This is a genomic window from Marinobacter salinexigens (genome assembly GCF_008370345.1).
Lineage (GTDB): Bacteria > Pseudomonadota > Gammaproteobacteria > Pseudomonadales > Oleiphilaceae > Marinobacter > Marinobacter salinexigens.
Genome location: NZ_VTUU01000001.1, coordinates 113,114 through 131,742 on the forward strand (window position 1 = coordinate 113,114; position 18,629 = coordinate 131,742).

The 18,629-nt window shown below is 55.4% G+C and carries 18 protein-coding genes; 9 read left to right on the forward strand and 9 right to left on the reverse strand.

The window, feature by feature from the left end; genetic code table 11:
- Positions 1-182: 182 nt before the first annotated feature.
- From FWJ25_RS00550 to FWJ25_RS00565, 4 genes are all read right to left on the reverse strand, one after another.
- A complete protein-coding gene (locus FWJ25_RS00550; RefSeq protein WP_149598303.1) occupies positions 183-1,478 on the reverse strand; it encodes a TRAP transporter large permease in 1,296 nt (431 codons plus the stop codon).
- Entirely contained in the window at positions 1,475-2,020 is a 546-nt protein-coding gene (locus FWJ25_RS00555; protein ID WP_149598304.1) for a TRAP transporter small permease subunit, read from the reverse strand. The genes FWJ25_RS00550 and FWJ25_RS00555 overlap by 4 nt, the downstream gene beginning before the upstream one ends.
- A gap of 104 nt (positions 2,021-2,124) precedes the next feature.
- Positions 2,125-3,201, reverse strand: coding sequence for a TRAP transporter substrate-binding protein (locus FWJ25_RS00560; RefSeq protein WP_149598305.1), 1,077 nt, complete (start codon positions 3,199-3,201; stop codon positions 2,125-2,127).
- 153 nt (positions 3,202-3,354) lie between these two features.
- A complete protein-coding gene (locus FWJ25_RS00565; protein WP_149598306.1) occupies positions 3,355-3,813 on the reverse strand; it encodes an ATPase in 459 nt (152 codons plus the stop codon).
- Between the two features lie 154 nt (positions 3,814-3,967).
- Here FWJ25_RS00565 and FWJ25_RS00570 point away from each other — a divergent pair, with 154 nt between their 5' ends.
- A complete protein-coding gene (locus FWJ25_RS00570) occupies positions 3,968-5,035 on the forward strand; it encodes a beta-N-acetylglucosaminidase domain-containing protein (protein ID WP_149598307.1) in 1,068 nt (355 codons plus the stop codon).
- Between the two features lie 9 nt (positions 5,036-5,044).
- On the opposite strand, the gene FWJ25_RS00575 is transcribed toward FWJ25_RS00570, so the two are convergent.
- Complete coding sequence (locus FWJ25_RS00575; protein WP_149598308.1) at positions 5,045-5,755, reverse strand: SIMPL domain-containing protein; 711 nt, start codon at positions 5,753-5,755, stop codon at positions 5,045-5,047.
- 116 nt (positions 5,756-5,871) lie between these two features.
- Here FWJ25_RS00575 and FWJ25_RS00580 point away from each other — a divergent pair, with 116 nt between their 5' ends.
- Positions 5,872-6,390 (forward strand): macro domain-containing protein, encoded by a 519-nt coding sequence (locus tag FWJ25_RS00580; RefSeq protein WP_149598309.1) that lies wholly within the window; start codon positions 5,872-5,874, stop codon positions 6,388-6,390.
- Positions 6,391-6,404: 14 nt separating this feature from the next.
- On the opposite strand, the gene FWJ25_RS00585 is transcribed toward FWJ25_RS00580, so the two are convergent.
- Both FWJ25_RS00585 and FWJ25_RS00590 read right to left on the reverse strand, forming a co-directional pair.
- Positions 6,405-7,418 carry a ChaN family lipoprotein gene (locus FWJ25_RS00585; RefSeq protein ID WP_246166617.1) on the reverse strand — a complete coding sequence of 338 codons (1,014 nt, stop codon included), beginning with the start codon at positions 7,416-7,418 and terminating at the stop codon, positions 6,405-6,407.
- Positions 7,419-7,445: 27 nt separating this feature from the next.
- The gene (locus FWJ25_RS00590; protein WP_149598310.1) at positions 7,446-7,622 is read right to left on the reverse strand and encodes a ribbon-helix-helix protein; all 177 of its coding nucleotides are present in this window, start codon (positions 7,620-7,622) and stop codon (positions 7,446-7,448) included.
- Positions 7,623-7,726: 104 nt separating this feature from the next.
- On the opposite strand from FWJ25_RS00590, the gene dauA reads away from it, so the two are divergent.
- From dauA to FWJ25_RS00625, 7 genes are all read left to right on the forward strand, one after another.
- Positions 7,727-9,451: a C4-dicarboxylic acid transporter DauA gene (dauA, locus tag FWJ25_RS00595; protein WP_149598311.1), complete on the forward strand. Its 1,725-nt coding sequence runs from the start codon at positions 7,727-7,729 to the stop codon at positions 9,449-9,451.
- Positions 9,452-9,528: 77 nt separating this feature from the next.
- Positions 9,529-11,478: a CASTOR/POLLUX-related putative ion channel gene (locus FWJ25_RS00600; RefSeq protein WP_149598312.1), complete on the forward strand. Its 1,950-nt coding sequence runs from the start codon at positions 9,529-9,531 to the stop codon at positions 11,476-11,478.
- A gap of 213 nt (positions 11,479-11,691) precedes the next feature.
- Complete coding sequence (locus tag FWJ25_RS00605) at positions 11,692-13,284, forward strand: isocitrate lyase (RefSeq protein ID WP_149598313.1); 1,593 nt, start codon at positions 11,692-11,694, stop codon at positions 13,282-13,284.
- A 392-nt stretch (positions 13,285-13,676) separates the two neighbouring features.
- Positions 13,677-14,534, forward strand: a complete 858-nt coding sequence (locus FWJ25_RS00610) for a dentin sialophosphoprotein (RefSeq protein WP_149598314.1) — start codon at positions 13,677-13,679, stop codon at positions 14,532-14,534.
- A gap of 54 nt (positions 14,535-14,588) precedes the next feature.
- Positions 14,589-14,939, forward strand: coding sequence for a hypothetical protein (locus FWJ25_RS00615; protein WP_246166618.1), 351 nt, complete (start codon positions 14,589-14,591; stop codon positions 14,937-14,939).
- A 13-nt stretch (positions 14,940-14,952) separates the two neighbouring features.
- Positions 14,953-15,645: a C39 family peptidase gene (locus FWJ25_RS00620; RefSeq protein WP_149598315.1), complete on the forward strand. Its 693-nt coding sequence runs from the start codon at positions 14,953-14,955 to the stop codon at positions 15,643-15,645.
- Between the two features lie 4 nt (positions 15,646-15,649).
- Positions 15,650-16,138 (forward strand): hypothetical protein, encoded by a 489-nt coding sequence (locus tag FWJ25_RS00625; RefSeq protein WP_149598316.1) that lies wholly within the window; start codon positions 15,650-15,652, stop codon positions 16,136-16,138.
- A gap of 22 nt (positions 16,139-16,160) precedes the next feature.
- Here FWJ25_RS00625 and FWJ25_RS00630 read toward each other — a convergent pair whose 3' ends face one another.
- Positions 16,161-17,231 carry a transporter gene (locus FWJ25_RS00630; RefSeq protein WP_246166619.1) on the reverse strand — a complete coding sequence of 357 codons (1,071 nt, stop codon included), beginning with the start codon at positions 17,229-17,231 and terminating at the stop codon, positions 16,161-16,163.
- Positions 17,228-18,601: a sigma-54-dependent transcriptional regulator gene (locus FWJ25_RS00635; RefSeq protein ID WP_149598317.1), complete on the reverse strand. Its 1,374-nt coding sequence runs from the start codon at positions 18,599-18,601 to the stop codon at positions 17,228-17,230. Before FWJ25_RS00635 ends, FWJ25_RS00630 begins: the two co-directional genes overlap by 4 nt.
- Positions 18,602-18,629 lie beyond the last annotated feature (28 nt).

The window sequence follows — 18,629 nt, forward strand, 5'->3', positions numbered from 1 at the left end:
GCCCAATGGCCGAGTTATGAATTGGCTGTTTTTTGTTCAGTATAGAGAATCGTAAGGTTTTGTCAGGTTATCGGGTTGGGGCAGTGTAGTAGCGGCGATGGAGGGGCAACAGGTGTTCAGAGCGGGGGGGCGCCAGAATGAAAAAGCCGGGCACAGGGCCCGGCTTACTTGTATCAGGACAGTCAGTACATAGCCGTCATGCCAAACCACTCGGGGAAGATCACGATCAGAGCCAGTACCAGTATCTGAATGGCAATGAACGGAATAATACCCTTGTAGATATCGACGGTTTTCACTTCTGGTGGGGCAACCCCTTTGAGATAGAACAGGGCGAACCCGAAGGGTGGGGTCAGGAAGCTGGTTTGCAGGTTCATGGCAATCAGGATAGCGAACCACAGCATGTTGATGCCCATGGCTTCTGCGACTGGAGCCAGAATCGGCACGATGATAAAGGAAATCTCGACGAAATCGATGAAGAAACCCAAAACCAGAATGACCGCCATGGCGAGAATGATAAAGCCCCAGTGATCCCCCGGCAGCATATGCAACCACTCTTCCAGCAAGTAATCACCACCGGTGTAGCTGAACACCATGGAGAAGGCGGTGGCACCAATGAGGATGGCAAATACCATGGCGGTTACCTTGACGGTATCCCGTGCGGCTTCCCATACCATGCGGAAGGAGAACTGCCGGTAGATAATGGCAAGGACGATCGCACCAACGCCACCCAGAGCCGAGGACTCGGTGGGCGTGGCTATGCCGGAGAAAATTGAGCCCAGAACCACAACAATCAGTGCCAGCGGCGGGATGATCGCGAGCAGCGCCGATACAATCTCTTGCTTGCGAGAGCGGCTCGGATCTTCTGGCATGGCCGGTGCTGTTTCCGGCTTCAGCCGGGTGAGGATCAGGATATAGACAATATACAGACCGATCAGTACGACGCCTGGCCAGACAGCCGCCTTGAAAAGGTCGCCTACCGGCAAGCCTAGAACATCGCCGAGGATGATCAGGATAATGGACGGAGGAACGATCTGCCCCAGCGTACCGGACGCACAGATGGTGCCGGTGCTCAGTCGCTTGTCGTATTTATGGGCAAGCATGACGGGCAGTGAAATCAGGCCCATCGCAACCACGCTGGCACCAACCACGCCGGTGGAGGCCGCGAGCAGCGCGCCTACCAGGATGGTGGAAATTGCAAGGCCGCCAGGCAGGCCGCCAAAGAGCCGCCCCATGGAGGTCAGCAACTGCTCAGCCAGCTTTGTTCGCTGCAGAACCACGCCCATGAAAATGAACAGTGGCACGGCCATCATAACCGTGTTCTGCATCACGCTCATGATCCGGAATGGCATGAAGGCAAACAGGTCCATGCCCTCGGCAAATATGCCGAAGAACAGGGCAACACCGCCAAAGGTAAAGGCAACCGGGAACCCCAGCATCAGCATGACGAGGGCCACGCCGAACATAATGATACCGATCATGCCAGGTCACCTCCGCTGTGCTCCACTTCATAGGTCTTTTCGCCGGACATCACGCGGAGTGCAAAGGTGGCCATATTGAGGCCAGCGGTGGCGATAAAGAAAGCGGAGAAAGGAATGACAGCCTTGATGATCCACCGGTTCGGAAGGCCTCCGGGATCTCCGCTACCTTCGCCCATGCCGTAGGAATCCAGAGCGAAGCTGTAACCGTAGATGCCAATCAGGTAAGCAAACGGAATGACAAAGATGAGAGCGCCGATCAGGTTGATCYAGGCTTTCTTTGTGTTGCTCCAGTTGGTGTAGAACACATCAACACGGACATGGGCGTCGTTACGCAGGGCGTAGGGAATACCGAGAAGGAAAACCACGGAGTACAGATGCCACTCCATTTCCTGCATGCCAATGGATACGGAGTTGAAAGCGTACCGGGCCACAACATCATAAAAAACGTTGGCTGTCATCAGTATCATTGCGACACAGGCGATCCAGCCACAGAACGTGGAGAGTCGGGCAAGGCCCTCGTCGAGTTTGATAATCCACCGCATTAGTGCTGTTACCTCCGCTAAGCGGGTTGGAATTTTTTAGCTGCTATAAACGACAAAGCCGGGATCACTCAACGAGCGATCCCGGCTCCGTCTCAGTCGATATGTTACTCGACTTCGGCCATGGTGTTTAGATAGGCCCGTTCCGAAATGTCGGTGTAGGCCCGGGTCTTCTCGAGATAAGACTCCTGAGACTCTACGATACGCTTGGCCACGTCATTTTTGCCAGCAGCTTCTTTCAGCAGCTTTTTGTTGGCGTCATACATGGCCTGGAACACGTCGGATGGGAAGTTCTTGATCTGAACGTTCGGGTAATCCTTCTTGATGTTGGCCCAGGCTTCCGCGTTCTCGTGCTGGGACAGAACCAGCATGTCGTAGGCGGAGACGCGCATGGCCGTCTTCAGGATGGTTTGCAGATCAGAAGGCAGTTTCTCCCAGACTTTCTTGTTGACCAGGAACTGCAACTCGGTCGCAGGCTCATGCCAGCCGGTGTAGTAGTAGTCAGCAATCTGTTGGAAACCGAGGCGCAGATCCAGTGCCGGTCCTACCCATTCCACGGCATCAATGGTGTTGCGCTCCAGGGCGGTATACAGCTCGCCCGGCGGAATGTTGGTGGGGCTTACACCCACTTCAGCAAAGACTTCGCCCGCGAAGCCCGGAATGCGCATCTTGAGACCCTGAAGATCATCCAGAGATTTGATTTCCTTGCGGAACCAGCCACCCATCTGGATGCCGGTATTACCGCCCGGGAAGGAAATCATGTTGTGCGGAGCATAGACTTCCTGCATCAGGTCCATGCCATCGCCATAGTAGAACCAGGCATACTGTTCAAGAGCTGTCATGCCGAACGGCATGCTGGTGAAGAATAGGGTTTCGGGTACTTTGCCTTTCCAGTAGTAGGACGCTGAGTGGCCCATGTCGTACTGGCCTGCCTTGACCATGTCGAAGACGCCGAAGGGCGACTTGTGCTTATTGGCTGAGTCGATGCGAATGCGCAGGCGGCCATCCGACATTTCTTCAACCAGCTTGGCAAATTCTTTGGTGGTGTCCCCGAAAATCGGGAAGTTGGGTCCCCAGGTTTCTGCAAGGCGAAGGGTGAATTTTTCCTGCGCGAGGGCCTGTGTGGCGGCAAAGGTGGTTGCGACAGCCAGCACAGCCGCGGAAAGAACAGAACGGATCTTCATTGCTCTTCTATCCTCTATTGTCGTTGTTGTGTTTTTGAGACTTGATCCCTGTAGGGACGTCTAAGCCTTCAGGGTAGCTCAAAGTAGCAATGATCGCCCCCGGTTGAAATGAAAAATCTCGTATCGTACGACCTTGGTCTTAATGATACCTGCCTACAGGTCGTCCATTCGGCCAATTTGCCGGGCCAACAGCATGGCCTCGTGTTCCTCCAGGGATTTGAGATCTTCCAGCAGTGACCTGGCTTCCGGAATCTCCGCTTTACTGATCAGGATGTCATACAGCGCCATGACCTGATCGTGAAAGTCGAATACTTCCCGGGCGATGCCCTGAAAATCCAGTTCGGCATAATGGGTATCGCACGTCCGGTGACTTTCGATGGGTTTGTGATTGGTGTAATCGTAGAGGCGGGTCTGCATGGCTTTGGTGTCCGCCTGCTTCTCGAATTCGGTGACGGCTTTGGCCAGCAGGCTTTCATGCTGGCTGACATAATCCAGCAAGGCGCCTGCCCGCTCGTCCGGATTATTTGCGGCCGATTCATGGAGACATTTTGCCAGGTAAGTGTGTAGTTGGCGGGTCCAGTCGATGAGATCCCCGAAGGTTTTAATTTCCATGGATAGTCCCTCTTTGCAGGGTTTTGGCGTGGTCGGTTTTCTTCCAGTCTAGTCAAGATTATTGCCGTAGAGATATACCACCCAATGGATACCGTTATACGATGTGGGAGCCTTATGGCTATGCAATCCGGGGAATAATGCAGGGAGTCAATTCATGAGCACGACGCTGGGAATTATCGAAGGCTTTTACGGCCCGATGTGGAACTGGCAGGAACGCCGGCAACTGGTTCGCGCTCTGGTCCCGCATGGTTATAGCCTGTATCTGTATGCACCCAAAGCGGACCCCTTCCTTCGTAAACGCTGGCAGGAGCCCCATCCCCCGGCTATTGCCGCAGAACTGGCGGATTTTTCCCGTTTCTGTCGGGCAGAGGGTGTGCGCTTCGGTGTGGGACTGAGTCCCTACGAGATTTTTAACCGCTTCGATGGTGATGCCCGGGCAGCCCTGGCCGACAAACTGGGATTGCTGGATCGTCTCGGTATTGATGATCTGTCGATCCTTTTTGACGATATGAAAGCGGAGACGGATGGGCTTGCAGCTACCCAGGCGGAAATCATGCGCTGGGTTCGTCAGCATTCCGGTGCGAAAAACCTCAGCATGTGCCCCACTTACTATTCCGAAGATCCCGTGCTGGACCGTGTGTTCGGTGATCGCCCGGCGGATTACCTGGAGACACTGGGGCGGGAGTTAGACCACGAGGTAGACGTTTTCTGGACCGGCGAAGAAGTCTGCTCCCGGGAAATCTCACCGGGCCACCTCAAGAGAATCGGCGATATACTCGGGCGCAAGCCCCTGCTATGGGATAACTATCCGGTGAACGACGGTGACCGGATGTCCCGCCACCTGCATCTTCGGGCCTTTACCGGGCGCCCAGCGGCAAATGCGGCCCATCTTGCTGGCCATTGCATCAATCCTGCTCTGCAGCCAACACTCACGGCGATTCCCGCGATCTCCCTGGCAGAGGCCTATCGTCAGGGGCCAGGCTATGAGTATGGCCAGGTTTTCCGGCATGTGGCCCGGGAAGTGCTGGGGCGGGATCTGGCAACTCAGGTGTTGGCTGATCTTCTGGTGCTACAGGATGCCGGCCTTGGCCGGATCAGTGAGGAAAAGAGGCAGAGGCTCCAGCACACCTATGACAGTTTTGATCACCCGGCGGCCAATGAAATCCTGCGCTGGCTTGCCGGTGAATACCAGGTGACCGACGAGATGGTGGCCACCCAGTAAATTGGCGAATCAGCGGAGATAATACTGGATGGTGGAGACCACGCGCACGGTTTTCACCGGCTGCTGTCCCTCCATGATGCCGGGGGCCTGATCCCTGGCCAGAATCTGGAAGACCCCTTGGTTGGCCCGCCGCAGTCCGCCCAGTTCGGCATTGGCATCCTCGGCGAACTGGGTTGCCGCTTCCCGTGCCGATGCGGTCGCCTCGGCAATCATTGCGGGTTTAATGTCGTTGAGGCCGTTAAACACGTAGGTTGGGCCTGAAACGCCATAATCTGAAGACAGCACCACGCCGGAATCCACCAGTTCACTCACGCTTTGGGATGCCTGGCGGATTTTGTCGATGTCGGTGCTGCGTACCATCAGTGTCTGGCTGATGATGAACTTCTGCTCCACGGCATTTTGCTGGTAGGCATTGGCCCGGGTATCGGTGACACCCAGGCTCTGGAGTTCCACCGATTGTTCTTCAATAGCGTGGAGCGTCAGGAATGCGATGATGGTGTCGCGACTCTTGCGGGCTTTTTCCTGGGCTTCACTCAGGGTGCTGCCGGTGGCGACAAAGCGGATGGGCCAGAGTGCCAGGTCGGCCTTGACTTCCCGCTCGGCGACGCCTTTTACAGAGACGTAGCGGTCCCCGGTACGCAGATCTGTCAGTCCGTCGCCGATCAGTGATGCGGAGGTGATGACGGCGAAGGCCAGAATCAGTGCAACAATGATTTTCATAACTGGTGTCCCTGTGGTTTGCGCCGGTGCGCGGGCTGCTATCCTGTGAACGGGTTCAAAGCGATCAAATGGGGTCAAGACTATCGCCTATCGTATGGCGCGAAAAGGGGATAACGATGACAGATGTAGAGATTGAGTGTGTCCGTGGGAATATTGCGTCCCAGCCTGACGTGGATGCGGTGGTGAATGCGGCTAATGCCGACCTTCTGCCGGGGAGTGGAGTGGCGGGTGCAATACACAGCACTGCGGGGCCAGGGCTGAATCGGGAATGTCGCGGGCTGGCTCCTATCCGTCCAGGGCAGGCGGTTATTACTTCCGGGCATGATCTGCCCAACTCCCATGTGATCCATTGCCTGGGGCCGGTTTATGGCGTGGATGAACCGTCTGAACCATTACTGGCAGACTGTTATCGCAATGCGCTGTTATTGGCTGATCAGAGAGGGCTTTCATCGGTGGCCTTTCCGGCCATTTCCACCGGAGTATTCGGCTACCCGATTCATGAGGCGGCGAGAGTGGCGGTGCAGACCGTGATGGGAACCCTGGTGCGGCTGACATCAATCCGGCTGGTACGCTTTGTCCTTTTCAGCGAGCAGGACCTTGCGGAGTTCCAGCAGGCGCTGCGCCGGTTTTCCTGACCCGGGCTGGGGTGTCAATCGCAGGAATTGTCGGAGGCGTTTCTGAAACGCTCCATCATGGCTTTGCGCTCCCGTTCCTCATCAATGAACTCGTCCGGCAGGGGACGGATGAAGTAGAGGTAATCGCCCTTGAAACGGTTCGAAGTTACTTGTTCATCCAGGCTTTGATCCGTCCAGAACTGGGGTGAGATAACGGTGATTCTGAGTTCTGGTGCCCGCTGCTTCAGCAATGCAACGGTACCCAGCCCGTCCTCACTGTGGAAGGTGCCGGTCAGATGAAGTATCTGGCTGTTCGGGTGCGTTTGGGCGGCGGCGATGATACGGGAGGCCATGGTGTTGTCCCTCAGCAACTGGGCGCGGTAGCTGTTAAGAATGCGTGGGCTCATCCTGTCATCTTCATCCTCTGCACCGGTATCGCCATGTCTTGTGCCATGGCTGCCCGTAATGGCTGCTATGAATTTCTCCCGGTAGGACTCTGTGTCCATAAACGGCTGGTCGGGCAGCAGCGCTTTGCGCTCGGGGGGAAGGCTCTGAAGGTAGTCGGGGCCTTTGCGGCCAACACAGCGGACCATCCGGGAAGGGGCGTTAGCGGCGATCACCGGAAGCCGGTGGGTGCGGGCGAACTCCACGAGAGGCCGGTAGGATGCCCGGTAATTGTCCCAGGCTTCTGCATCCTCGATCATCTCCGTTTCGCCGGTTTTGCCATCGAGGTACCGGGTCAGCTCCTGCTGATGATCGGCATTGAACTGTTCCATGGACAACACCTGAGCCGGGTTTAGCCGGAACAGCGCCCGTTGCAGCTGAGCCTGCAGGAGGTGGCTTCCGTGATGACCGTGGTATTCACCGACGATCACCACGTCTCTGGTCTGAAGACGTTGGGCCAGTTGCTCAATGGTCACGGGCATACCGTCCACTGGATCGATGACGATGGCATCGTACTGGGATTCAGGTGCAGAGAACGTGTGCGGCATGGCGGTGCATCCACTCAGAATCAGAAGCATGGTAAACGCGACTACAGTGTGTTTCATCGGCCGGTTATCTCGCTGTTTCCGGGATTAATTCCTGCCCTGTTCTTCGCGCCAGTCTGAACCCAGCTTCTGTTCGACGTATTCCCGAATGAACTGCCGGACTTTCTGGGAGGGTGTCACGTCTTCTTCCTTACAGAGTGCCTCGAAGGCGGCCTTCTTATCCGGATCAATCAATAGCGTAAGGCGTGCAGTGCGTTTTTCCATAACGGGTTGGTTGTCTCGCTGATGGCATGTTAATCAGATTAACATTGAATGAATATGTGATGACCATATAATGAAAATACACGCATCGCAACAGGCCTCATGAAATGCCTCACCGTGCCCACCTTTTTTCGCTTCGGTTAGCCCACGGTTTCCGCGAGGCCTGTATTGACGAGCCCTATACCCGTCGTCGATTGGGGCGAGATGTGCTGGCCGGGCTGACGGTCGGCATCATTGCCATTCCTCTGTCGATGGCGTTGGCAATCGCCAGTGGTGTGCCACCGCAATACGGGCTTTATACCGCATTTATTGCCGGTTTTATTATTGCTCTGACCGGAGGCAGCAGATTCAGCATATCCGGTCCCACCGCGGCCTTTGTGGTGATTCTATACCCGATCGCTCAGGCATTCGGGCTGGGAGGCTTGCTGGTTGCAACCTTCCTGTCCGGGGTGATGCTGGTGTTGATGGCCGTCATGCGTCTGGGGCGGCTGATTGAGTATATCCCGGAATCGGTGACCCTCGGCTTTACTGGTGGTATCGCCGTAGTGATTGCAACGCTTCAGATCAAGGATTTCTTTGGCTTGCCCCTGGCTGCAATGCCGGAGCACTACTGGGCAAAGCTGGACGTGCTGGCTGGTGCTATGCCGGCCCTGGATGTGTCCAGTACAGCGGTCGCAGCGGTCACTCTGGCGGTAATGTTGCTATGGCCCCGGCTCAGGACACCGGTTCCCCCTCATTTGCCTGCGGTGGTTACGGGTAGCCTGATGGCACTCTGGCTCAATGCCAGTGGCGCTGATATTGATACCATCGGCTCCCGGTTCTCCTATCTGTTACCCGATGGTTCCATCGGTGCGGGCATTCCCCCGGTGTTACCGGAGTTTGCCTGGCCCTGGAACCAGCCCGGGGCTGACGGTCAGCCCATCGGGTTGTCCTGGGATATGGTCCAGTCCCTGCTGCCTGCCGCCTTTGCGATTGCCATGCTGGGTGCCATCGAATCCTTGCTGTGCGCGGTGGTCCTTGATGGCATGACCGGCAAGCGCCACAGTGCCAACAGTGAACTTATGGGGCAGGGCATCGGCAATATGGTTACGCCGTTCTTCGGAGGCATTACCGCCACAGCGGCGCTTGCGCGTTCGGCGGCGAACTACCGGGCCGGTGCAGAGTCTCCGGTTGCAGCCATGGTGCATGCGTTGGTGGTTCTGCTGGCACTGGTATCCCTGGCCGGCGTGCTGGCTTATCTCCCGATGCCTGCCATGGCTGCATTGCTGCTCATGGTGGCGTGGAACATGAGTGAGGCGCCGAAAGCCCTGCATCTTCTGAAAACCGCGCCGCGTCGGGATGTTCTGGTATTTCTCACCTGCTTTTCCCTGACGGTGATGCTCGACATGGTGATCGCCATTACCGCCGGTGTCCTGCTGGCTGCCATCCTGTTCATGCAGGAGATGGCCCAGATGACCAGGGTGACTGACATCACGGACAGCAAACGGATTTCCGAGGTCGGGGTGCCGGATGGCTGGCGGGTGTTCAAAATTAACGGCCCTCTGTTTTTTGCCGCCGCAGACCGGGTGTTTGGCGAGCTCGCCGCCTTGACTGAGAATGCCCGGGGGCTGGTGCTGTATATGGATGGCGTCACCATTCTGGATGCGGGCGGTCTGTCTGCCCTGAACAAGCTGATTGCGACCTGCCAGGCCGAGGAGCGAAAGATTGTCATTGCTGACCTTCAGTTCCAGCCACTTCGCACGCTGGCCCGGGCCGGGGTGCAGCCCATTCATGGCGTCAGTCAGTTTTCACCTTCCCTGGAGCAAGCCCTGAGGCTGGTCGGCCAGGAGTAATGCCCCTAACGGTACTGAAATCAGGCGTATATCGGCTATGCTAGCGGTATTCCCGTGATTCCAGTGCAGGGCATTACATGCTTCCTTTTCGAATTGTTGACCGAATCAAATTCCTTGTTGAAAGACAGCTGGTCAAAGGGGCCGGATTCCAGCTGGCCGTCGTAGCGGCGTTCATTGCGTTCATTTCCTTGCTGGGGGGAATACTGGTGTTACCTCTCGGGGAAACCTTCGATGACGCCGGCACGGCCATTTGGTGGGCCTTCCTGAGGCTGACAGACCCTGGCTATCTTGGCGACGACGTCGGCGTTTGGCAGCGTATCGTTTCGACCTTGCTGACCCTCAGCGGGTATGTGGTCTTTATGGGTACGCTGGTGGCCATCCTGACCCGCTGGTTGATTGCCAAAATGGCGGATCTGGAGCGGGGGCTGACACCAGTCACGCTGAAAAACCATATTGTTGTCCTCGGCTGGACCAGTCAGACCCTGCCTCTGGTGACAGAACTGCTGGGCGCCTCCGGCCGGATGCGCCGGTTTCTGGAGAAACACGACACCCAGAAACTGAATCTGGTCGTGCTCTCTGAAGATGCCTCCGCGGAGCAGGTTCACGAGTTGCGTTCGGAGCCGGGGATTGGTCGTCGTGCCCGGCAGGTGATTCTGCGCTCGGGATCACCTATCCAGCCTGATGCCCTGCATCGGGTTGCCTGCCTGGATGCGGCGGCGGTCATTGTGCCGAGTGCTACCCATGAAGCCGGCAGCCTGGTGACCTCTGACGTGGAAACTGTAAAAGCCCTGCTCTCGATCGCTGCCCAGGCCCGGCAGTTCAGGTCGTCGCTGCCCTACGTGGTTGCTGAGATTCAGGATGTTCGAAAATTGCCGGTGATCGAACGAGCCTATCCGGGGGCTGTGGAGGTTGTGGCGGGTGATGCCACCATCAGCCGGCTGATGGTTCAGAATCTTCTGCATCCGGGGTTGTCGGAGGTCTATAACGAGCTGCTGACGGCAGGCGAAGGCAACGAGATCTACGTACGCGGCGGTGAGTTGGTAGCCGGAAAATCGCTGGCTGAACTGGCGTCTGAACGCCCGGAGGTCATCGTGCTGGGGCTGCTGCGCCGGCAGGAGCAGGCCTGGAATGTGCAACTGGTTGCCCGCTCAGATGTCCGCATTGAGGCGGATGACCGGGTGATCATGATGGCCCGTGATTATGCCGAAACGGATCCGAACCCCAGGTTGCCGGCGTTGCCTGAGATCTCCAGGATCGATATCCGCAAAAAAATGTCGAACTCCGGAACGGTGCCCCATCGGATTCTGGTGCTGGGCTGGAACCGGCGTGTGCCCAGCCTGGTCGCGGAACTGGCCAGTTATCGCAAGCTGGCGTTCGATGTGGATATGGTGTCCGTGGTGCCAAAAGAAGAACGTGAACTGGCGATCACCCAATATGTTGGCGAATGCCCCCAGGTCCGTTGCCATCATATTGAAGCAGACTACATGGTAGAAGATGAACTCCGGCGTGCAGATCCTGCCGGATACGATGCCATCATGTTGTTGAGTAGCGATCGTCTTGCGTCCGGTGAGGAAGCGGATGCGCGGGCCATGGTCGGATACCTCCAGCTTGATGACATCCTGGCTGACGCTGCGCGGCGCCCCCAGTTGCTCATGGAGCTGAGCGACCCGGATAACCGGCATCTGCTGTACGGCCATCAGAGTGAAATGCTGATTAGTCCGATGATACTTAGCCATGTACTGGGGCAGGTCGCCCTGCGGCGGGAGTTACGCATCGTACTGGATGAGCTGTTTACCGTTGGCGGTGCTGAAATACAGTTCCGGGATCCTGACGACTACCCATTGCCAGCCAGCGTTGACTTTCAACTGCTGGAGAAGATTCTGGCGGATGAAGGTGAAATTGCCCTCGGTGTTTTCCGGGCTGAACCGAACCTGGATGGCCGTCATCTTGAGCTGAACCCGCCCAGAAAGGCGTGGTTGGATCTGCGGACGGGGGATCGCCTGGTGGTGCTGTGCCTTACTGAATAAGGTCGTGACAGGGTGCCAGGCCTGATATGCGACCACTATTCATTTAAAAAATGCTGAAAATAGATGATATAAATTTCAATTATAAATTTGGAAGCACTAAAGTAACGGTCAACGTCAGGGCTTGCTTAAATAATAAGCAAGTGATTGACTTCGGAAGTCGCAGTAAAAGCTTCTCCGTACAGAATTAAAACCAACGTAGAAAGGATTGAGAGCATGCCCTACGCACAAGACGTTGACCAAATCGCTTCCCTCGTGGAGCAGAACCCTACCTGGAACGCTATTAACCCGAAGCACGCTGCCCGCATGCGCGCCCAGAACAAGTTCAAGACCGGTCTGGACATCGCCAAGTACACCGCCAAGATCATGCGCGAAGACATGGCTGCGTACGACGCTGACTCTTCCCAGTACACTCAGTCCCTGGGCTGCTGGCACGGTTTCATTGGTCAGCAGAAGCTGATCTCCATCAAGAAGCACTTCGGTAGCACCAAGCGTCGTTACCTGTACCTGTCTGGCTGGATGGTTGCTGCTCTGCGTTCCGAGTTCGGTCCGCTGCCTGACCAGTCCATGCACGAGAAGACGGCTGTATCCGGCCTGATCGGCGAGCTGTACACCTTCCTGCGTCAGGCTGACGCGTGGGAACTGAACCACCTGTTCCGCGATCTGGAAGCCGCTGAAAACGCTGGCGACGCTGCCAAGGCGAAGGAAATCGAAGCCGCTATCGACGGTCACGAAACTCACGTTGTGCCCATCATCGCTGACATCGACGCAGGTTTCGGTAACGCGGAAGCGACTTACCTGCTGGCCAAGCAGATGATTGAAGCCGGTGCCTGCTGTATCCAGCTGGAAAACCAGGTTTCTGACGAGAAGCAGTGTGGCCACCAGGACGGTAAAGTAACCGTTCCGCACGCTGACTTCATTGCCAAGATCAACGCTGTACGTCTGGCGTTCCTAGAGCTGGGTGTAGACGACGGTGTTATCGTTGCCCGTACCGACTCCCTGGGTGCAGGCCTGACCAAGCAGATCGCTGTAACCAACGAGCCGGGTGACCTGGGTGACCAGTACAACAGCTTCATCGACGGTGACGTGATCGAAAGTGCTGACGACATTGCCAACGGCGACGTTGTGATCAAGCAGGACGGCAAACTGGTTCGTCCGAAGCGTCTGGCTTCCGGTCTGTTCCAGTTCAAGGCCGGCTCTGGCGAAGACCGCGTTGTTATGGACTGTATCGCCAGCCTGCAGAACGGTGCCGACCTGCTGTGGATCGAAACCGAGAAGCCGCACGTTGGTCAGATCGCTGCCATGGTTAACCGCATCCGTGAAGTGGTGCCCAATGCCAAGCTGGTTTACAACAACAGCCCGTCCTTCAACTGGACTCTGAACTTCCGTCAGCAAGTATTCGACGCATGGAAGGAAGAAGGCAAGGACGTATCTGCATACGACCGCGCAGGCCTGATGAGCGAAGAGTACGACAACACCGAGCTGGGTCAGCTGGCAGACGAGTGGTGTCAGAACTTCCAGCGTGATGGTTCTCGCGAAGCGGGTATCTTCCACCACCTGATCACTCTGCCGACATACCACACTGCGGCTCTGTCCACTGACAACCTGGCCAAGGGCTACTTCGGTGACGAAGGCATGCTGGCCTACGTTGCAGGTGTACAGCGTAAGGAAATCCGTCAGGGTATCGCCACTGTTAAGCACCAGGATATGGCTGGCTCTAACATCGGCGACGACCACAAGGAATTCTTCGCTGGTGATGCGGCCCTGAAGGCCGGTGGTAAAGACAACACCATGAACCAGTTCGGCTAATCGAACAGTCTGGTTGTTGCTCCCGGGATAGCCGGGAGTTACCGAAAACCCCGCCATTTCTGGTGGGGTTTTTTTGTATATCAAAAATGTTCCGATCAACTTTTACACTGACAATGCCCGCCTAACAGCCTGATAAATGGGTTAATTTTCTACGCTTGGAGAAAATGCGTGCTGGGCGTGTTCCAGAATTGAAACAGGTTGCCCTTTCCAGGCGTGGTTCTGAAGAATGTCGCTTCAAAAAAACGTGTTTGACCTCAAATAGATATAGGTTTTAGCCGGATAGTGGCACAGGAATCGCTTTGTCTATTATGCGGGTCTGCACCATGGCTTACCCGATGTCTGACGGGTTGGACAGATCCCCATTAGCCAACTTCATCAAAGGAATGGACGTCATGAAAACTAACAAAAGTTTGCTAGCGATTGCTGTAGCACTTGGTCTGGGACTTTCTGGAGCTGCATGGGCTGACCAGGGAGGTGATGGTGACCCCAATACCAATGCTGACGATACCTCAACTGCCAACAATGACCATTCTGGAAACTCTGATTCCGGGAATGACAACTCCACCAACACGGATAATTCAAATAACTCCGACAACTCGGATAACAGTACGGATGTAGCCGACTCGTTCAAGATTGCGGATAGCGGTAACGATATGTCTGATAACTCTGATAACTCAGACAATTCTGATAATTCCGATAGCTCCGACAGTTCCGATAACAGCACCAATGTCAGCGACTCATTCAAGATAGCTGATAGTGGTAACGACATGTCTGATAATTCCGATAACTCGGATAATTCAGATAACTCAGACAACTCAGACAATTCTGATAACTCGGACAATTCCGATAACTCAGATAACTCTGACAACAGCACCAACGTCAGTGATTCGTTCAAGGTTGCTGACAGTGGAAACAGCGACAGTTCTGATAACTCCACCAATACCGCTGATTCCTACAACACCGATAGCAGTGACAACTCGGACAACAGTGTTACTGAGTTGAACCTGTCTGTGGAAGTGTTTATGAACGACGCTGAGCTTAATGGCAGTGTTAGCGGTACTAACGTGACCTATGGTGACGCGAATGCTGGCGGTGCATACACCGAAGCAAGGGCTTCCAATGAGATCTCAGGAGGCTCGGCCAACTTCACCGGGGTTGGGGCTTTTGCCCAGAATGCCGGGGTTGGCAGTGTTACTCAGGCCAACGTGAGTGTGATGTCTAACCTGACCGCGGGTGGCGGAAGCAACTGAGCATGGTCGGGCCGTGCTCCAGGTGGGGGCGGCCCGCATTGCCAGGAGGGCATCATGGGTAAGATGACTCAGGGAATGTTCAGTGTTGTGTGCCTGGTATTATGCCAGGGGGTTGTCGTGACCGCTTCATCGGAAGAGTTGCTGGCCATCGAGCCGATGAGCCAGGAACAACTTGAATGGTCCAGTGGGCGCCAGGGCATTCCCATGCAGTGGCAACTCAACGAGAGTGAACAAAACGCGTTGGTAACGGGGAACACGCTTAGTGGCCCATCTGAAACCGGAGACAACCGCATTTCGGATAATGCCTTCGGCAATATGAGCGGCATTGCAACGGTTATCCAGAATACTGGTAACCAGGTGGTGATTCAGGACAGTACACAGGTGAATATTCTCATAAACCGATAACGGGAGGTGGGCCATGAAAATCCCGGGCAGAATGATTGCTCTCTGTGTTATGAGTCTGGCATGGCCCACCGCGATTGCAGGTACCGTCGTCATACCCGGGTTTGGCAGTGATATACAGCTTGGGGTGAGCAGCTTCAAGGAACAGCAGTTCCGTTCGGTTATCCAGCAGCAATACGACTTTAGCTGTGGTTCCGCAGCGGTGGCTTCTTTGTTGTCTTTTCATTACGGACACGATGTTACTGAACAGGATGTTTTTGAGGGGATGCTCGCGCTTGCCGATGAAGACAAGGTGCGCCGGGAAGGATTCTCGATGCTCGACATGAAACGCTACCTTGAATCTGAAGGCTACAGCGCTGATGGTTTCAGAATGCCCCTTTCGGGCATACGGGAAAAGGTCAGGGTGCCGGTAATAGCCCTGATCAGTCTGGAAGGGTATCGGCATTTCGTTATCATCAAAGGCATCAGTAAAACGGAAGTACTGGTGGGTGACCCCGCCAGGGGGCTGAAAGTCTACCCCCGGGACCAATTTGAAAAACACTGGAACGGTGCAGCGTTTGTGATCAGAAGCCATCTTCAGCATGGCCGGTCCACATTTCAGGATGATGGTCAGTGGCCTATGGTCGTTCGTGCGCCTCTGTCCAGGGGACAGCAAGGCCCGTCTTTGAGCCAGACATTGCCACACTGGCCTTCTTCACGGGAGTGGTAGGGTTATGTGCAATTTGCGCTTGAATCAGTGTCTGATGATCACCATTCTCCTGAGCACGACGTTCGTCGTTCGGGCAGAGTCACTGTATCTGGAGTCGCCGTTAAGTGATGCCAGTCTTGATGGTCTGAGGGGTGGCTTCCTGCTGGACGATCTGGAAATAATGATTGGGCTTGAGCAGGCGATATCCGTCAATGGGGAGCTTATGGCTATCAATCGGCTGACCATCCCAAACCTGAATCAATTGGTCAGTGAGCAAGGTATTCCGCATCAGTTCGACACAGAATTGAGGCAGGTGGTTGATGGTTTGGGGGCCGGGACGCTAGTGACGTCGACTTTGGGTGATGGTCGGTGGTTGACGGTCATCCAGAATAACCTTAACGGAATTACCATCCAGAATGCCCGGGAGCTGACTATTGAACTCAATAACCTGGGGGGTGGTTTCGGGATCCCTGGCGTTTCGAGGGACCCCGTTCCAAGCTATCTGCGCCCGTAACTGCGTGGCTCTGAACCGGCGACTAGAGGCTGAAAGGCAGTTTCAGCGTAATCTCGGTGTTTGGAGCGTTCTCGGTTACTCCAATCCCAACGGTCAGGTTTAATGCGGCATCGTTGGAAAGCCGCTGCGAAAGCCCAAACGAGAGCGTCCCTACATGAGTGCGATCAAATGCGGCACCGAGAAGGTCGAAGTCACGTTCGAAGGTTGTTTTCTGAATGACGGAGTGATCATAGCTGAGGCTGAAGGATGTTCTTTCGTTGAACGCAAAGCCCATCCCAAAACCGAAACGTATCACGTCTCCCGGGTCTACGATGCCACCGTTTTCTTCCCCCTGATCTTCCTCTTGAGTCCAGACGTAACTCAAATTGCCATAGAGCACGGCCGGGTCGGATGGCAGAATAAAGGAAAAGCCTGGTTCAAACGACCAGAAACCGGAACCCGTAGGGCGCTCCTCTAGTTCGATACCGATTGGGTTGCCCTCACTGTCGAATACCGTCCGTTTGTCTACGTCATAGGGGCCCTCTCCAGTGGGTGGTTTTACCCGAATCACTCCTATTACGTAAGGCCAGCCGCGCAGGCCATCATTCAACTGATAGCGAATGGTCAGCTCCACGTCTCCCAACCCCTCTCCGGACGATTCTCGCAGAGTGTCGACAGGCGTTCCTTCGAAAGCCTGGCGTTCTTTGAGATCTTCACTGATGTTTAGCCACGGAACTCGCACTGCAGCTTCCAGGCGGCTGGTAAAGCCATATTTAAAGCTCAGGGAGGAAACAAAAATGTCCCGCTGTATCTCAGAGATGTTGATTAACCCGATCAGTAGTGCCGGGATTACGGTATAGCCTTCTACGGCTACCAGTGTGGAATTACTGTGGGCATAGGAAAAAGCAGGCTCGATAGTCAGGCGGCCAGGGCGGGTAACAATGCCTCGGTCCGCTGTGATAGAGGCAATTTCTGAAGCGTGCTCCTGCTTTTCCTGATCCTGCTGTGTCGGTGTGATTTTTGTGCCTTCTGGCTCACTTTCGGGTTTGGCTGCGAGCGTGGCGGGCCAAAGGCAGGAGCAGATCAGTGCCGGTACAAACATACGGTAAGTCATGACAGGTCTCCTTTATGGCGGGCGGCGGAGTGCTGTGCGTGGTTGTATTTATCCATTAGCCGATAGAGAGAAACCCTTGATATCTGGAGGATTCTGGCTGCCTCGGATACGTTATGAAGTGCAAGTGTCATGCTGTAAGAGATCGCCTGGCGCTCGGCCTGGGCTCGGAAAGATTCCAGAGTGAGTGTGTCGATGGCATCGCCCTGCCATTCATTGCCTTCGAGTCCGAGGTCAGCCGACTCTATGGATTTTCGATCACATAGCAGCATGGCCCTCCGCAGCCTGTTCTGAAGCTCTCGAAGATTACCTGGCCAGGCATGACTGACCAGGTGCTGCAGGGCTGACTTGCTCAGTTGTCTGTGGCGAGTTCCCTGGTGAGTGGATATAAGTGCTTTAGCCAAATGTGGGATATCCTCACGACGATCCCTGAGTGCGGGAAGCCTTACTTCCAGCCCTCCCAGGCGATAGAACACATCGCTCCGGAAGCGCTGTCTGTCAATGAGCTCCTGAAGTGGGTGGGCGGCTGTCGTGATCGTTCGGCTGTCGACGTAAATGGAGTGGTTGCTGCCGATGCGTTCAATTTTTCCTTCCTGGAGAAATCGTAGAAGGGCCGACTGCTGCTCGGGGAGGAGTTCATCGATGGAAGACAACACCAGCGATCCTCCATCTGCTTGCTCGAGTCGGCCTGGCCTGGCCTGAAGAGCGTGGGTAAAGGCTCCTTTCTCATAACCAAACAGCTCGCTCTGGGTCAGAGACTCAGGCAGGGCAGCGCAGTTGATCTGTATAAAGGGGCCAGAGGCGCGTGGGGAATGCCGATGAATAAACCTTGCTGCGGCGTCTTTGCCTGTGCCGCTTTCGCCGATGATGAGCACCGGCTCTTTGGTTTCCGAGAATCGACGTAACAGATCCCGGATCTGCCGGATTGCCTGTGAGTCGCCCTGCAGAGCAAAGGCTTGATAGTCATCGTTCGGCCAGCCTGGGGTGTTATCCCGAATGGCTGCCATGCCCCAAAAATGACCTAGCATGGATTCCAGGCGGAGCGTGTCGACAGGGAGTGTATGAAAGTCGGCACAGTATCTTGAAATCAGGTGTGCCGTCCTGGAATCAGTTGCCGGTTTCTCGTCTACAAGTCCTATCCAGTATGTGGGGTTCAGTGCTTCCAGCCATGCTTCAATCCCGGGTGTATCCAGGTCAGGGAGCCTGGTCATGTCCAGTATTCCCAATCGGGCTTTTTTGCGGTTGGGAAGAACGATGGGAAGTGGGGAAAGGTAGCTATGCTCAACAACTTTCCATTGCTGAGTGAGTAGCGCTTTCAGCTCGGTGTTATGGGGTGCCGCCGACAGCCAGACGAGCGGTCGCTTTTCCGTCATGCGAGTCTCCCATGAGGGCGATTCGTGG

Excerpts from the sequence above, each read along its gene's own strand:
- dauA (WP_149598311.1), top strand. The coding sequence starts at position 7,727 with ATGCCTCACCGTGCCCACCTTTTTTCGCTTCGGTTAGCCCACGGTTTC.
- FWJ25_RS00610 (WP_149598314.1), top strand. The coding sequence starts at position 13,677 with ATGAAAACTAACAAAAGTTTGCTAGCGATTGCTGTAGCACTTGGTCTG.
- FWJ25_RS00575 (WP_149598308.1), bottom strand. The coding sequence starts at position 5,755 with ATGAAAATCATTGTTGCACTGATTCTGGCCTTCGCCGTCATCACCTCC.
- FWJ25_RS00605 (WP_149598313.1), top strand. The coding sequence starts at position 11,692 with ATGCCCTACGCACAAGACGTTGACCAAATCGCTTCCCTCGTGGAGCAG.
- FWJ25_RS00620 (WP_149598315.1), top strand. The coding sequence starts at position 14,953 with ATGAAAATCCCGGGCAGAATGATTGCTCTCTGTGTTATGAGTCTGGCA.
- FWJ25_RS00615 (WP_246166618.1), top strand. The coding sequence starts at position 14,589 with ATGGGTAAGATGACTCAGGGAATGTTCAGTGTTGTGTGCCTGGTATTA.
- FWJ25_RS00565 (WP_149598306.1), bottom strand. The coding sequence starts at position 3,813 with ATGGAAATTAAAACCTTCGGGGATCTCATCGACTGGACCCGCCAACTA.
- FWJ25_RS00590 (WP_149598310.1), bottom strand. The coding sequence starts at position 7,622 with ATGGAAAAACGCACTGCACGCCTTACGCTATTGATTGATCCGGATAAG.
- FWJ25_RS00635 (WP_149598317.1), bottom strand. The coding sequence starts at position 18,601 with ATGACGGAAAAGCGACCGCTCGTCTGGCTGTCGGCGGCACCCCATAAC.
- FWJ25_RS00600 (WP_149598312.1), top strand. The coding sequence starts at position 9,529 with ATGCTTCCTTTTCGAATTGTTGACCGAATCAAATTCCTTGTTGAAAGA.
- FWJ25_RS00560 (WP_149598305.1), bottom strand. The coding sequence starts at position 3,201 with ATGAAGATCCGTTCTGTTCTTTCCGCGGCTGTGCTGGCTGTCGCAACC.
- FWJ25_RS00585 (WP_246166617.1), bottom strand. The coding sequence starts at position 7,418 with ATGAAACACACTGTAGTCGCGTTTACCATGCTTCTGATTCTGAGTGGA.
- FWJ25_RS00625 (WP_149598316.1), top strand. The coding sequence starts at position 15,650 with ATGTGCAATTTGCGCTTGAATCAGTGTCTGATGATCACCATTCTCCTG.
- FWJ25_RS00630 (WP_246166619.1), bottom strand. The coding sequence starts at position 17,231 with ATGACTTACCGTATGTTTGTACCGGCACTGATCTGCTCCTGCCTTTGG.
- FWJ25_RS00580 (WP_149598309.1), top strand. The coding sequence starts at position 5,872 with ATGACAGATGTAGAGATTGAGTGTGTCCGTGGGAATATTGCGTCCCAG.
- FWJ25_RS00550 (WP_149598303.1), bottom strand. The coding sequence starts at position 1,478 with ATGATCGGTATCATTATGTTCGGCGTGGCCCTCGTCATGCTGATGCTG.
- FWJ25_RS00570 (WP_149598307.1), top strand. The coding sequence starts at position 3,968 with ATGAGCACGACGCTGGGAATTATCGAAGGCTTTTACGGCCCGATGTGG.